General features: G+C 70.5%; 10 protein-coding genes. 5 read left to right on the top strand and 5 right to left on the bottom strand.

What is annotated here, in order from left to right:
• Nucleotides 1-20: 20 nt before the first annotated feature.
• Complete coding sequence (locus ACFWY5_RS17420) at nucleotides 21-1601, bottom strand: hypothetical protein (protein ID WP_379610827.1); 1581 nt, start codon at nucleotides 1599-1601, stop codon at nucleotides 21-23.
• A gap of 181 nt (nucleotides 1602-1782) precedes the next feature.
• Nucleotides 1783-2838 (bottom strand): LacI family DNA-binding transcriptional regulator, encoded by a 1056-nt coding sequence (locus ACFWY5_RS17415; protein WP_379632904.1) that lies wholly within the window; start codon nucleotides 2836-2838, stop codon nucleotides 1783-1785.
• Nucleotides 2839-2996: 158 nt separating this feature from the next.
• Between ACFWY5_RS17415 and ACFWY5_RS17410 the strand changes: the two genes are divergently transcribed.
• From ACFWY5_RS17410 to ACFWY5_RS17390, 5 genes are all read left to right on the top strand, one after another.
• Nucleotides 2997-4286, top strand: a complete 1290-nt coding sequence (locus tag ACFWY5_RS17410; protein ID WP_379632902.1) for an ABC transporter substrate-binding protein — start codon at nucleotides 2997-2999, stop codon at nucleotides 4284-4286.
• On the top strand, nucleotides 4280-5146 hold the full coding sequence (locus ACFWY5_RS17405; RefSeq protein WP_379610824.1) for a carbohydrate ABC transporter permease: 867 nt from the start codon (nucleotides 4280-4282) through the stop codon (nucleotides 5144-5146). Before ACFWY5_RS17410 ends, ACFWY5_RS17405 begins: the two co-directional genes overlap by 7 nt.
• Nucleotides 5143-5961 (top strand): carbohydrate ABC transporter permease, encoded by an 819-nt coding sequence (locus tag ACFWY5_RS17400; RefSeq protein ID WP_379632900.1) that lies wholly within the window; start codon nucleotides 5143-5145, stop codon nucleotides 5959-5961. Before ACFWY5_RS17405 ends, ACFWY5_RS17400 begins: the two co-directional genes overlap by 4 nt.
• 250 nt (nucleotides 5962-6211) lie before the next feature.
• A complete protein-coding gene (locus ACFWY5_RS17395) occupies nucleotides 6212-7201 on the top strand; it encodes a serine hydrolase domain-containing protein (RefSeq protein ID WP_379610822.1) in 990 nt (329 codons plus the stop codon).
• Nucleotides 7198-9792, top strand: coding sequence for a family 78 glycoside hydrolase catalytic domain (locus ACFWY5_RS17390; protein ID WP_379632898.1), 2595 nt, complete (start codon nucleotides 7198-7200; stop codon nucleotides 9790-9792). Before ACFWY5_RS17395 ends, ACFWY5_RS17390 begins: the two co-directional genes overlap by 4 nt.
• Here the strand turns inward: ACFWY5_RS17390 and ACFWY5_RS17385 are convergent.
• The 3 genes from ACFWY5_RS17385 to ACFWY5_RS17375 all read right to left on the bottom strand — a co-directional run bounded on the left by ACFWY5_RS17385 (nucleotide 9731) and on the right by ACFWY5_RS17375 (nucleotide 13526).
• Nucleotides 9731-11182, bottom strand: coding sequence for a hypothetical protein (locus ACFWY5_RS17385; protein WP_379632896.1), 1452 nt, complete (start codon nucleotides 11180-11182; stop codon nucleotides 9731-9733). The genes ACFWY5_RS17390 and ACFWY5_RS17385 overlap by 62 nt on opposite strands.
• 282 nt (nucleotides 11183-11464) lie before the next feature.
• Nucleotides 11465-12757 (bottom strand): SLC13 family permease, encoded by a 1293-nt coding sequence (locus ACFWY5_RS17380; RefSeq protein ID WP_379632894.1) that lies wholly within the window; start codon nucleotides 12755-12757, stop codon nucleotides 11465-11467.
• A gap of 226 nt (nucleotides 12758-12983) precedes the next feature.
• A complete protein-coding gene (locus ACFWY5_RS17375) occupies nucleotides 12984-13526 on the bottom strand; it encodes a hypothetical protein (protein WP_379632892.1) in 543 nt (180 codons plus the stop codon).
• Between the last annotated feature and the right edge of the window lie 162 nt (nucleotides 13527-13688).

The following is a 13688-nucleotide window of genomic DNA, read 5'->3' as shown; positions in this document are numbered from 1 at the left end:
GAGCGTCCTCCTGTCTATGCTCACGCACACCCCGGCGTACCCGAGGCGCGCTGCTGGCGCATGGCCGTGACGTCGCCCGCGACGGCCGACTGGGCCATCGGGCCGAGGTCGAGCACGACGTCGGTGAAGGCGAGCGACGCCTTGCGCATCGCCGGCACGTCGATCGCCTCGGCGCCGAACTGCGGCGAGAACAGCGTCTTGGGCGCGGCGATGGGAGCGATGACGGGCAGCAGGTGCTGGTTGTACGGCGTGCCCTCGCCGCCGAAGCCGCAGTGGTGCGGCACCGTGCCGAGGTCGGCCGCCGACAGGCCCTTGAGCACCGCGGTGCGCTTCACGTCCCAGTACTGGACGTGGCCCTTGACCAGTTCGCGCAGCGGCGTGCTCTCGCTGACCGGGACCATCAGCAGTTCGGTGAGGGTGGGGCTGGCGACGAGCTGCTTGCCCGGCAGGCCGTTCGGCCTGGCGACCGCGTCGTAGCGCTTGGCGCCGAGGTGTTCGAGCACGACGACGGAGGAGACCCCGCCCTGGTCGTACTCGGCGTCGAGCTGGGCGGCGAGCTGACCGGCGCCGCCCTCGCGCACGTCGGGACCGGTCAGGTGCTGGTAGAGGTGGCCGGTCACGAACGCGAACTGCACGGTGCGCGGCCGGCACTCCACCGGCAGCGACGACAGGTAGCGGGCCATCTCGATCATGGTGAGCGGGCCGTTGTCCCACACCGGGCTCATGCCGTCGGTGTGGCTCTCCACGACGATCTTCTGGGCGCTGCCGCCGGGCAGTGTCGCGAGCAGGGTGCGGGTCGTCGTCGGCGTCCAGGCGGCGTTCACGGTCAGCTCGGCCTGGACCGGCTGCCCGGCGGCCAGCGCGTCCTTGATCTGCTTGCCCTGGTCGGCGCCCACGTACGCGCCCGGCACGCCGTACGGCAGGCCTTCGTAGGGCGCGTACATGCCCTGGATCTGGGCGTGCGGGAGCTGGCTGACCTCGATCACGCCCACGGCGCCCGCGGCGGCGGCCGCCTTGAGGTCGGCGTCGGCCGCGGCCGGGGCCTCCATCGACTCCGAGCCGAGCAGGTTGATCGTCATGCCCGGGTCGTACATGGAGTAGCCGAGGCCGAGCGGATAGAAGAGCAGGTTGGGCACGTTGGTCCAGGGCAGGTCCCTGACGACGATCTTCCCGGCGGCGTTGGCGGCGGTGATGTTCGTGCCCGCGGCCAGGTGGACGAGCGGCGCCGTGACGCCGCCGGCGCCGGTGGAGGAGGAGAACGGCACGGGGGCCGCGACCTGCACGGCCGTACCGCCGACGGTCAGGCCGGTGCCGAGGCTGTCCCAGCGGTCGATGGCGTAGGGCAGGGAGGAGAACTGGAGGCCGGGAATGGCCGCCATCTCGTCCTCCAGCCAGTCGACGTAGCCGGCGTGCGCGGTGGAGCCGGTCGGTCTGGGGCCGAACGCCTCCTGCTGCTCGGCCAGGGTGTTCAGGCGGGCTTCGGAGGCGAACGCGGCGGGGTCGACCCTGACCGGGCAGGCCAGGGCCGCCGCCTGGGCGTTGGCCGGTTGCGCGGGCGCGACCAGCGGGAGGAGAAGGGCGAGGAGAGCGAGTCGTCTCACGTGGGGGGTCCTTCCATTGAATCGTTTTAACGCACGGCAGGTGACGGCCGGAACGTTTTACGCGTGGCCCGCGACATGCGGTCCGGGTCTCAGGGGCGAGGCGGCCTGGTCTCAGAGGCGAGGCGGCCCAGTTCTCAGGGGGCGAGGCGGTCCGGGTCTCAGGGGGCGAGGCGGTCTGGTCTCAGAGGCGAGGTGGCCCGGGTCTCAGGGGCGAGGCGGTCAGGGTCTCAGGGCGAGGGGGTCCGGTGGTTCCGCGGACGATGAGCGTGGGCGACACCGACGAGGTCACCGAACGGGTACGTCCCTCGATGCGTTCGACGAGCAGGCGCGCGGCGGTCGCCCCGATCACGTGCCCGTCCTGGTCGACGCTGGTGAGCGAGATGCGCTTGAGCGAGGCGATGCCGATGTTGTCGTATCCGGCGACGGAGAGGTCCTCCGGCACCGACAGGCCCGCCTCGTCGGCGGCGCGCAGCACGCCGAGCGCCGCGATGTCGGCCCCGGCGAAGATCGCCGTGGGCCGGTCGCCGCGGGCGAGCAGTTCCCGCGCGCCCTCGAAGCCGCCCACCTCGGTGAAGGAGGTGGCCAGCACGTCGTCGGCGAGTCCGTGGGCGCGCATCGCCTGGCGGTAGCCTTCGGCGCGCACCGTGTGCGGCAGTCCCTGGGCGCGGGCCCGTTCCAGGTGGGTGATGTGCGCGATCCGGGTGTGCCCGAGCCCGACCAGGTGGTCGACCACGAGCCTGGCCCCCATCACGTCGTCGTCGACGACCGCGTCGTAGGCCGCGGCGCCGCCGTGCCTGCCCACCACGACGACCGGGGTGGCCGTCGCGATGGCGGTGAGTTCGGCGTCCGTCATGACCGGCGAGATCAGGATGAGCCCGTCCATGCTCCGGTCGATCATGGCGTCGGTCATCCTGGCCTGCGTCTTGGGTTCGATCCCGCCGGGTCCGAGCAGCACCTGGTACTCGGTGTCGCCCAGCCGGTCGGTGACGCCCTCGATGATGTCGGGGAAGAACGGGTTGCGGGTGTCGGAGAGCATGACGCCGAGGGTGTAGGTGCGTCCGCGCAGGGCGCGGGCCGCGGCGTGCGGACGGTAGCCCAGCTCGTCGATGGCCTGCGTTACCTTGGTCTGCATCTCCGCGCTCACGCCGTAGGCCCCACGCACCACCTTGGACACGGCGGCCGTGGAAACCCCGGCCCGCCTGGCCACATCGGCGATCGTCACCCGTCCGCTCGTCACACGCCGTCCTTCGTCGAGTCTTCGTAGAACGATTTCTAAAAATGGAGGCTAGCTCTCCACTGCTACTCAGGTCTACCTCTTGACGGGCGATTCTCTCATGCCCTACCAATGGAGAACGTTCTACACGAAGTTGACCCAACATGAACAGGAGGGCGGGCGTGAGAGCACCATCCCGTCTGCTCGGCGCGGCACTCGGCGCCGTCCTCGCCCTGTCTCTCTCCGGCTGCGGATCGTCCGCCCCGGAGGGGACCGGTCAGGTGAAGCTGACCCTCTGGCACAACAGCGCGGACCCGGCGCCGCTGCTGGAGATGTACAAGAAGTTCGAGAAGCAGTCCGGCCACAAGATCGAGCTGGTGTCGATCCCGTCCGACGGCTTCGAGGACACCACCCAGACCAGGTGGGCCACCGGCGAGCGCCCGGACATCCTGGAGTACCACGCCACGGTGAGCGGCCTGCTCGCGCTCAACCCGGCCCAGAACCTGCGCGAGCTGACCGGCGAGCCGTACATCGCCAGGTCCGGCGACCTCTACCAGGCCGCCGGATCCGTCAACGGCAAGGTCTACGCCGCCATCACCGGCTTCCCCCAGGTCTTCGGCCTCTACTACAACAAGAAGGTCTTCACCGCGGCCGGGCTGACCCCGCCCGCGAACTTCGCCGAGCTCGCCGCCGCCTGCCCCAAGCTCAAGGCCGCCGGGGTCACGCCGGTCTTCGAGTCGGGCGGGTCGATCTGGCCGGTGCAGATCCTGCCCATCCTCTACCTGGCGGGCGCCAACCAGTCCAACGCGTACGGCAAGGCCATCGCCGGCCACAGCAGCACGCTGGCCGACCCGGGCTCGCCCTTCGTCTCCGGCCTGACCGCCTACGCCAAGCTGAAGAGCGACGGCTGCTTCAACAAGGACATCGTCACCGCCAAGTTCGAGGACTCCATGAAAGCCCTCGTGAGCGGCAAGGCCGCCATGGTCGCCCAGCACTCCGACATGCTCCCGGCCCTCCTCGCGGCCGCGGGCGGCGACCAGAAGACCGTCGACGAGTCCGTCGGCTTCGTCGGCCTGTCGAGCGACAAGCCGCTCGTGACCTACGCGCCCGGCCCGATAGGAACGTTCTACCTGCCCAAGACCGGTGACGCGGCACGGGAGAAGGCCTCGCTCGACTTCGTGCGCTTCATGACCGGCCCGGCCTACGCCGAGTACATCACCGCGTCCAAGACCTTCCCCGTGTTCAAGGACGTGCCCGACCCGCAGGGCGTCTCGTCCGTGCTGCGGGACGTCAAGAAGGCGTACGACACCGGCGCGGTCATCGCCTTCAACTCCGACATCCCCGGCATGGGCGGGCTGGCCCAGCTCATGTCCGAGCTGATCGCCGGGCAGAAGGATCCGCAGAAGGCGGCGGCCCAGCTCCAGGGCCAGGTCGAGCAGGCGGCCAAGGCGGCAGGGCTGCCCGGATGGTGATGCGGAACCGGGCGGCCTGGCTGCCGTGGGCCCTTTTGTGGGCACTGCCCGCGATCGTGCTGGTCACGGTCTTCTTCGTCGCCCCGTTCCTGCTCAACGTCCGGTTCGCGTTCTCCTCCTGGACGAGCTTCCGCGCCGAGATCACCTGGAACGGGCTGGACAACGTCCGCACGCTGATCGACCAGGACCTGCTGGCCAACGCGGTCACCGTGACCGTGCTGTACGCGATCCTGTGCATGGCGATCCAGAACACGGTCAGCCTCTCGCTGGCCCTGGCCCTGCAGCGGACCAGCCGGATCAACACCGTCTTCCGCTCGGCGTTCTTTCTGCCGACGCTCATCTCGCCGCTGGCCGCCGGATACATCTGGCGCGGGCTGCTCGCCCCCGACGGGGCGGTCAACTCCTTCCTCGGCCTGGAGTGGGCGTGGCTGGGCGAACCGGCCACCGCGCTGGTGGTGGTCGCGTTCATCGACGCGTGGAAGTGGAGCGGGCTGATCACCCTCGTCTACATCGCGGGACTCAACTCCATCCCGAAGTCGCTGCTGGAGTCGGCGACCGTCGACGGGGCCGGGCCGTGGACCCGGTTCCGCCGGGTGGTGTTCCCGATGCTCGCCCCGGCGCTGACCTTCAACGTGGCGGTCACGCTGGTGGGCGCGCTCAGCGCGTACGACGTCATCGCCGCCACCACCGGCGGCGGGCCGGGCGACCACACGCGGGCGCTGAACGTGGTGATGCGCCAGCAGTGGGGGCAGGGCTTCTTCGGCTCGGCCAGCGCGCTGGGGTTCACCGTGACGCTGCTGGTGATCGCCACCGCCGTGCCCCTGGTGTGGTGGCTGCGGCGCAGGGAGGTGACGGGATGAAGGCTTTCGTGAAGTACGCGGCGCTGACGCTCTTCGCGATCCCGTGGGTGATCGTGCCCATCTGGCTCGTGGTCGTCAACTCGTTCAAACCCGCGGGCGAGGCCGCCGAGCTGGGCCTCGGCCTGCCCAGGACGTGGGCGATCGCCGAGAACTACGGCATCGTGCTCGACCGGGGCGGCTACCTGATGGGGCTGCTCAACAGCCTCAAAGTGACCGTGCCGATCGTGGTGGCCGTGGTGCTCCTCGGCGCGGCGGCGGCGTGGGCGTTCGGGCGCAGCCGGTCGCGGTGGCTGCAGGCGGCGTACTTCGTGATGGGGTTGTCGATCCTGCTGCCGCCGTCGATCATCCCGACCGTCTACCTGCTGCGGGCCCTGTCGCTGGACGGCGGTTCGCTCGGCTACGTGCTGACGATGACCGGCTGCCGCCTGGGCATCGTGATCTTCCTGGCGACCGGGTTCGTGCGGGCGTTCCCCCGCGACCTGGAGGACGCCGCCGCCATCGACGGCGCCTCGCGCCCGCAGGTCTTCGTCCGCGTCCTGCTGCCGTTGCTGCGCCCTGTCCTGTTCGTCGGCGGCGTGATCCTGATCATCAACGTCTGGAACGACTTCTTCTTCGCCCTCTTCCTGCTCCAGGGCAGCGCGAACGCCACGCTGCCGCTGAGCCTGTTCCAGTTCGCCTCCGGCACCTTGCAGAGCCTGAACTGGAACCTCGTCTTCGCCCACGTCCTGCTCACCACGCTGCCGCTCGTGGCGGTGTACGTCGTCGCGCAGAAGCGCGTCCTGGCCGGTCTTACGGAAGGTGCACTCAAGGGTTGACATCCTCCCCACGGATGAATCCGGGGGATTCCAGCCCTCACGGGTTGGATCTTCCTGCTTCACCAGCGACTGCCCACGCCCACCCGAAGATGGACGACCGGTCTCACATAGCCTCCACAGGCTTCACATCCCGCCAGCCCGGCGGTAAGTCCGGCAAGCCAGGCTTGGCTATCACCCGGCCGTTCGAACACCTAAACGATACCAATGGAGGGACCGCAGAGATGCGGAACACGAAAGGTCGGAGTCATCCATGACCACTCACGACTTCGCGCTCGACTGGGTCAGGCGCGAGATCAAGGCGGGGCGGCTGCCGTGCGCGGTGTTCGGCGCCGCCACCTCCGGCGGGATCCAGGTACTGGAGGCGTTCGGCGAACACGACGGCCGCCAGACCAGGACCGATGACCACTTCGCGTTGTTCTCGGTGACCAAGCCGCTGATGGGGCTGGTCGCCCTGCGCCAGGTCGAGCGCGGGCTGCTGTCGCTGCGCCGCCCGCTGCGCGACGTGCTGCCGGGCTTCGCGCGGCCCGACGTGACGCTCTGGCACCTGCTCACCCACACCAGCGGCATCGCCGAGCAGACGCTCACGCCCGACAGCCTGCTGGAGCACCTCCTCACCGCGCCGTCGATGTTCGAGGCGGGCACGCTCAGTCAGTACTCCAACCTGGCCTTCGCCGGGATCGCGGAGATGGTCCGGGACGTCACGGGCCGCGACGTGGCCGACGTGATCGACTCCGACCTGAACACGCTGGTTCCGGGCGGCGGGCGGATCACGTTCGACCCGGCGTGCGACCCGGCCGAGGTCCACGGCATCGAGTTGCTCGGGCCCGGCTTCGACTTCGACGCGTTCGTACGGCTCCGCCACCCCGCGGGGGCGCTGTTCTCCCGCGCCGAGGACCTCCTGGCGCTGGGCGGGGCGCTGCTGCGCGGCGACCGCGAGCTGATCCACCCGACCACTCTGGCCGCCATGACGACCCCGCAGACGACCGGCCTGGTCAAGCTGCAGCCCGATCCGGTCAACGCCGGCCAGGACTGGGGCCTCACCTGGAACCTGCGCAACGCGGCTCCCGGCCTGCTGGAGCGGCGCCTGTACGGGCACGGCGGCGCCTCGGGCTGCCAGTGGTGGATGTACCCGGAGCAGGACGCCTGCTTCGTCCTGCTGATCAACGTGATGGCGCCGAGCCTGTCCGGCGTCGACGTCGACGGCCTGCACAACGCCTTCACCACCGGGCTCGATGCGTGAACCGGGATTCGGGGGTCCAGGTCTCGGGCGCGCAGACGCCCTACATCCGTCCGGCTCCGCCCGGAGCGCGGGCGGGCCTGACGTGTGGTCTGGCGGATCCGGTGGGCGTGGACGAGCCCAGGCTGTCCTGGGACGCCCGGCTGCCCGCGGCCGCCACCGTCACCGTGTCCGCGGACGGGCGAGAGGTGTGGCGGTCGTCCGTGCCCGCCGGGTCGAACGTCGTGGACGTGCCGGGTGAGCGGCTGGCGCCGCTGACGCCGTACACGTGGAAGGTGGAAGGACACGCGACCGGCACGTTCACGACGGGCCTGCGGGGGGAGTGGACCGCTCCGTGGCTGGCGGGAGACCCGCGGGCGGCGGTGAGCCTGCGCGGATCCTTCATCAGGCCGTCCGGGCGCGCGTGGCTGGCCGCCACCGCGCTGGGTCTCTACCGGGCGCTGCTCAACGGGGTACGGCTGAGCGAGGAGGAACTGGCCCCCGGCTGGACCGACTACGGCCACCGGACCCGCTATCGGCTGCTGGAGCTCACGGAACTGCTCGTACCCGGCGAGAACGAGCTGGAGCTGTGGCTCGCGCCCGGCTGGTACGCGGGTCACGTCGCCGGCGGCGGCCCGCGACGCTACGGCGACCGGCCCGCCGCCAGCGCCCAGGTGCTCGTGCGGGACTCCGGCGGAGTTCGCCGCGTGGCCGCCACGGACAGCACCTGGACCGTGCGTGATCTCGGCCGTCCACGGGCCGACCTGGTGATGGGCGAGACCGTCCAGGCCCCTTCCGCGAAGGCGGGACCCGCCTTGGAGATCCCCGCCCCGGAGATCGTGGTGGAGGCCGACCCCGCTCCCCCGGTGCGGGTGATCGGCACGGTGCCCGCCGTGTCGGTGACCGAGCCCGTGCCGGGCGTCCAGGTGGCCGACTTCGGGCGTAACGTCGTCGGGCGCGTACGGCTGCGCGTCGATGCCCCCGGCCCGGTACGGATCGTCGTGCGGCACGGGGAGGAGCTGACCGCGACCGGCCGCCTCTACACCGACAACCTGCGCACCGCGGACCAGCGGGACGAGTTCGTCCTCGGCCCCGGCTCGCACGTCGCCGAGCCCGCGTTCACCCTGCACGGGTTCCGCTACGCGGAGGTCACCGGCTGGCCGGGCACGCTGGCGCCGGACGACCTGGAGGCGGTGCTGCTGTCCTCGGCGCTGGCCGTCACCGGCTCGCTGACCGTGAGCGACCCCACCGTACGGCAGTTGGTCGCCAACATCGGCGCGTCGGCGGACGGCAACCTGGTGAGCGTGCCGACCGACTGCCCGCAGCGTGACGAGCGGGCCGGCTGGACCGCCGACATCTCGGTGTTCGGCTCGACGCTCAGCTTCCTGCGGCACACGCAGGCGTTCCTGTCCGGCTGGGTGACGACGCTGATCGACGGGCAGCGGGCCGACGGCGCGGTCCCGCACGTCGCGCCGGTCCTGCCCGAGTACGGATACGACTCCCCCGTATGGTCCGACGCGCTGGTCGAGGTGCCGTGGCTGCTGTGGCGGCGTTACGGCGACGACCGTACGCTGCGCCGCGCGTACGAGCCGATGCGGCGGTGGGCCGACTACTGCCTGGCCCAGGCCGAAGGGGGCATCAGGCCGGGCAGGGCCTTGGGCGACTGGCTGGCGCCCGGCACGGTCGAGACGCCCAAGAGCCTCATCGCCACCGCCGCCCTCGCCCGCAGCCTCCGCCTGCTCGCGCACGTGGCCGACGTGCTCGGCGAGCCCCACGCTCCGGAGTACGGCGAGGCGTTCACCCGCGTGTCGGGCGCCTTCCAGCAGGCCTTCCTCAGCGGGCCGAGGCTGCACACCGAGACGCAGACCGGCTACGCCGTCGCCCTCGCCTGGGACCTGGTCCCGCCCGAGGACCGGGCCGCGTCGGCGCAGGCGCTGGCCGAGCTGGTCCGCGCCGACGGGAACCGGCTCATGACGGGCTTCGTCGGCACTCCCCTGCTGCTGCCCGTCCTGTCGGAGACCGGCCACCACGACCTGGCCTGCCGGATCTTCAACCAGGAGGGCTATCCGTCCTGGCGCTACCAGCTCCGCGCGGGGGCGACGTCCATGTGGGAGCGCTGGGACGCCTGGCACCACCGGCACGGCCTGCAGACGCCGGCCATGAACTCCTTCAACCACTACGCCTACGGCTGCGTGGGCGACTGGCTGTTCCGGCACGTGGCGGGCCTGGGCGACGACCCGCGCGGGACGAGTGGCGGCTTCGGCGAACTGCTGCTGCGTCCCGGCCCCGTCCCGCTGCTGCGCGAGGCGCACGCCCGCTACCAGAGCGCGTCGGGAACGGTCGAGTCGGGCTGGCGGGCCGGGCCCGACGGCGTCCAGTTCACCTTCGCCGTCCCGGAGGGCGTGAGCGCCCGCGCGGTGCTGCCCGTACGCGGCGCCTGGGACGGGATGACCGTCAACGGCACCTTCCTCATGGGACTCAGCGAGCAACTGCCGACCACCAGGCTGGCCGACGGCGGCTGCGCCCTGAACCTGCCGCCGGGCCGCTGGTCGTTCACGGCCCCGGCGGCGGCCACGGCCCACCTGCTCCAGGAATGGGACGACCTGGGCCGGTGAGGGACGTCCGGCTACCACCAACCAGAGTTGTGCCGCCCGCCCGGACGTGCCCGAAGCTTGCGGTGTAGAGGTCGCGCGGGCGGACAACATCCCGGGGTTGTCCGCCCCGCACCACCGCGAGCCCGGCCGCCACGCAGACCAGCGGGATGGCCGGGACGACGTAACGCACGTCGAAGCCGGCGGTGAAGAGCGGGGCCAGGATGAGCGCGGTGGCCGCGAGGGCGGGGAGCAGGGCGTCGTGGCGGCGCCGTACCAGCGCCGTGGCCAGGGCGCCGGCCAGCAGCACGAGCAGCAGCGGGATCGGCAGGTAACCGAACCGCTGGTAGGCGCGGAGCACGCCGGCGTACGGCTCGGCGATGCGCGGCTGGACCGGTTCGCCCTCGTAGGCGGCGGCAGCGCCGTCCTTGAGCGGCCGCGGCTCGAAGGGGAACCAGTACGGGTTGGTCTTCCTGACGGCGACGCTTCTGTCGGTGGTGCGTTCCCAGCGCAGCAGCCAGCGCATGTCCCTGCCGACCGCGGCGAGGTAGTCGCCGGGCTGCGCGGCGACGGCCGTGCGGGCGAACTGCCCGGCCAGGGCGTTCCTGTCCGCGCCCGGCACCTTGTACAGGGGGGATGCCGGCTGCCACAGCCAGAACGGCGCCGCCGGTCGCTCGCCGACGGGCTGGTCGGGGCACAGGACCGCCAGCCGGGGCTCCGGCTTGATCACCGAGCAGTCGGCGAAGCTCATCGTGCGCGACCACAGGAAGATGCCCTCGGACTTGGTGAGCCCGAAGGTGCCGCTCGTGGCCGCCATCCAGCAGGCGTAGGCGATGAGCGGCGCGGCGGCGGCGAGCAGGTGGGGAATGAGGGCGTGCCGGCCGCGCCACAGCAGGTAGGCGGCGGTGAGGAGCAGGACGACCGCGCCGATCGTCCTGGTGAGCGTGGCCAGCGCGAGCAGCAGCCCGGCGCAGGCCCCCGACACGGGCGTGACCCGGCGCAACAGGATCACGATCCCACCCGTGGCCAGCACGGTGAACAGGGCGTCCGCCATGATCATGTGCTCCAGCAGGATCAGGAACTCGTCGTACAGCACGGGCGTGACCGCGAGCGTCGCGCCCCATCCGGGCAGGCCGTGCCGGCGCAGCAGCGCGTACGCCGCCACCGCCAGGCCCAGGCCGAGCAGGTGCTGGACGGTCGTCACCAGCGCCAGGCTCTGCCCCGGGCCGAGCACGGCCAGGAATAAGGAGTATCCGAGCGGCCGGAACGTTCCAGGGACGGGTTCGGCCGCGGACCTGAGATAGGTGAAGGAGTCCGCCCAGAAGAACAGGGCGGGCGGGTAGCCGTGGATCGCCAGTCCCCGTAAGGCGATGGCGGGCACCAGCGCCGCCAGAAACGGGATATGTCTGGACATGGGCAGCAGCAAGCTCGGCACAAGGCTCCTCGGGGGTGCCGGAGTAAGCCTTCCGGCGGACTCCAGGGCGGCATGGCGGCTGCGACGGAGCGAGCGTTCACGGGCGGCCGCGATCGGCCCTCCTCCGGTACGGCTCGCCACCGTCTTCAGCCGGGTGCGACTTGCGTAACTCCAGGTCAGTTCTACCTCAACCGAACCTGGAGTCACAACCCTCAAGGGAACACAGTTTCGAAAAGGCTGCCTGATATCGGCCTTAAGGTCGATACAGAATTGGCGGCGGACTCAGGACCAGCTGGGTGCGAGGAAGATCAGCCAGGTGAGCAGGGGCGCGATGGCGATCATGCTGAATCCCCAGCGCATGAGGCCGCGGAAGACGTAGTCGCGCTCGCTTTCCTGGGAGTTGGCGACGACGAGGGCGCCGCTGGTGGAGAAGGGTGAGGAGTCGACCACCGAGGACGACACCGACAGTGCGATGACCAGGGCCACGGCGCCGATGTCCCCGGTCAGCAGGAACGGCACCGCCAGCGGGATGAGCGCGCCGAGGATTCCGGTGGTGGAGGCGAAGGCGGACACGGCGGCGCCGATGAGGCAGATGAGCAGTCCGGCCAGCAGGGGGATGCCGATGGTGGCGACCTTGCCGCCGAGGAAGTCGATGGTCCCGACGCGCTCCATGAGGCTGACGTAGGTGACGATCCCGCAGATGAGCAGCACGGTCGGCCAGGCGATCTGGCCGATGGCGTCCTTGGCGCCCTTGGGCGAGACCAGGGAGAGCACGACGGCGACGGTGATGGCGGTGAACCCGACGTCGAGGCCGAAGAACAGGGCTCCACCGGCCAGGACGACCAGGCCGGTGAGCGTCAGCAGTCGCTCCTTGTTCAGCACGACCACGCCGGCGGCCGGAGGGGCCATGACGGCGGTGCCGCCCGAGCCGCCTTCAGGCTCGTTCTCGACGACCGGCTCCCCGTTGCGCCGCAGCAGCTCACGGCCGCCGAACAGGAGGAAGACGACGGCGGACAGGGCGAGGTTGAAGGCGAACGAGCTGATGAACAACATCCCGGGATCGCCCGGCAGGTTGTTGCGGGTGACGACACCGTTGACGATGCTGCCGAAGATGCTGATGGGCGAGAAGCCGCCCGCGCTGGCCCCGTTGATGACCAGCAGGCCCATGAGCATGGGGTTGATGCGATAGCGCAGGGCGAAGCCCATGGCGACCGGGGCGATGATGGCGACGGCCGCGGGCACGACCGCGCCCACGGCCGTGAGCAATGCCGTGACCAGGAACATCATCCAGGGAATGAGCGCGATCTTGCCACGTACGAGGCGGACGGCGGCCTGCACCAGCCAGTCGACCGTCCCGTTGGCCTTGGCCATCGCGAACAGGTAGGTGACCCCGACGAGGATGACGAACAGGTCGCCGGGGAAGCCCGCGACGATGTCGTCCTTGCCTTCGCCGAGCACGAAGGCCCCGACCATGAAGGCGGCGACGAAAGCCAGGGCGCCCATGTGAACGGGCAGGACGGTGGCGACGAGGAACACTGCGGCGAGCACGATGATCGTGATGACTTGCACCGACATGCGGGGACTCCGGTTTTCCATGATGTGGAAACTTGTTTCCGCTTTGCGAGAGTATGACCCGGCTCACCATCCACGTCAAGACTTTTGCGTTCCTGGAAACCCGCGTAGATTCCGCACAGCGGTAGAAGTTTTCCGTATTGCGGATTGCTGGAGAAAGACGACGGCGGCACCGGTGAGCGAGCCACCGATGCCGCCGTCGTCCCTGAGGCGTGGGAACTTCGCAAGCTCAGGAGATGCGCGTCGCCTTCTCCGCCGTTCTGCGGAACTTCGTGCCGTCCCATCTGTAGGTCTGGCTGACGACCAGATCGGGACAGCACCTGGGGGACCGGTCGCTGATCACCTTGCCGCGCAGGTGTACGAGCCCGCCGCGGATCGAGACCTTCATGGACTTGAAGTAGCGGTTCTTGCCGAGCTGCCCGAGCAGGTGGGGCTTGGAGACTCCGTCGTACACGAAGGCGACCAAGGGGTTGCTCGACGTCGGGCTCGGGCACGACGAGACGACGACGGTCTCACGGCGTCGGTCACGGGTGAGGTCGCCCACGGCCGCGACGCGGGCGCGCACGACGTACCAGGCGGGTTTCGGCTTCGGCTTGGGACAGTTCAGCATCGGCTCCACCACGGACGCCCAGTCGACCCGGGTGGCGGCCGGTGCCGTCACGCCATCCGTGGTGGCCGCGTTGGCGACGCCTCCGCCCAGGACCATCGTCAGGGCGGCGGCGCCCGCCCATGCTCCGAAGCGGCGGCCGATGTGCTCGGTAGATGAGGTCATAGTCACTCAGACGCGCGGAATCTTGAAGAGGTTGTTGATTTGCGCCGTCCATGAGGCCCGCGCACGCATGCCCGAAAGGCCGGTGCTCTCCGCCTCCATGGACGCCCGATGATGCTGCCACCGCGGCGGCGCAGTGGGGAGAACTCGACGTAGCCCTATCGC

Origin of the sequence: Nonomuraea sp. NPDC059007, assembly GCF_042740555.1 — a bacterium.
Lineage (GTDB): Bacteria > Actinomycetota > Actinomycetes > Streptosporangiales > Streptosporangiaceae > Nonomuraea.
Note: the sequence above shows the minus strand (reverse complement) of the source record. Positions and strands in the feature narration are given on the sequence as shown.